Source organism: Roseomonas chloroacetimidivorans (assembly GCF_049629625.1).
Lineage (GTDB): Bacteria > Pseudomonadota > Alphaproteobacteria > Acetobacterales > Acetobacteraceae > Roseomonas > Roseomonas chloroacetimidivorans.
Genome location: NZ_JBNBZS010000310.1, coordinates 1 through 745, shown reverse-complemented (window position 1 = coordinate 745; position 745 = coordinate 1). Strand labels below are relative to the sequence as shown.

The window sequence follows — 745 nt, the reverse complement described above, 5'->3', positions numbered from 1 at the left end:
GAATGATTGGCACATGGGCTCAGCATGGTGCGTCTGGGCCCGCCGGCATTCGTAGCGTGGCTGCTGGCGGCCGTAGCTGACCCCCATCTGGCGTCCGCAACGGCCGCAATGCACGAGACCCTGTAGCAGCGCGGAGCCTCTCCGAGCCGCACCCCGACCCTTGGCCTCGAAGTTGTAGCGGTTAGCCTTGAGCTTCTGACGGTTGGCCAGGAATGTGTCGTAGCCGATAAAGGCGGGATAAACCCCCTGGACGACGATGCCCCACTCCTCGAGCGGCAAGCGCCGCTCCGTCGTGGTGGGTGGGTCGCCCGCCGTGATGTCCTGACGGACGCGCCCATACACGAAGGCGCCCGCATAGGCCGGATTGTTGAGCATGCGGTGGATCATGCCGTAGGCCGGGCGTGCCCACAGGACCTGACCCTTCTCGGGACCGGCCTGCAGAATGCGCGGCAGCCGGAGGCCGTTGCCGACGAAGTGCCGCAGGACGGCACGCGCGTTGCCCGAGGCCGCGAAGCGCTCGAACACCATCGCGACCGCGAGCCGCACGGCGTCATCGGGATCCTGCACGACCACGCCATCCGGCCTGCGGCGATAGCCTACCGGCAGTGCCACGGCCAGCTCGCCGCGCTGCGCCTTGTTCAGCAGCGCACCGTGCATCCGCGCCTGCAGGATGTGCAGCTCCGCGGCGAACAGGGTGCCCTTGACGCCCAGCAACAGCCGATCATTCGGGTTCTGCGGGTCGTAC

At 67.9% G+C, this 745-nt stretch carries 1 protein-coding gene; it reads right to left on the bottom strand.

What is annotated here, in order from left to right; translation table 11 throughout:
• The coding region (locus tag ACO1BU_RS37665; protein WP_424140944.1) for a recombinase family protein at positions 1–745 on the bottom strand (745 nt) is incomplete at both ends.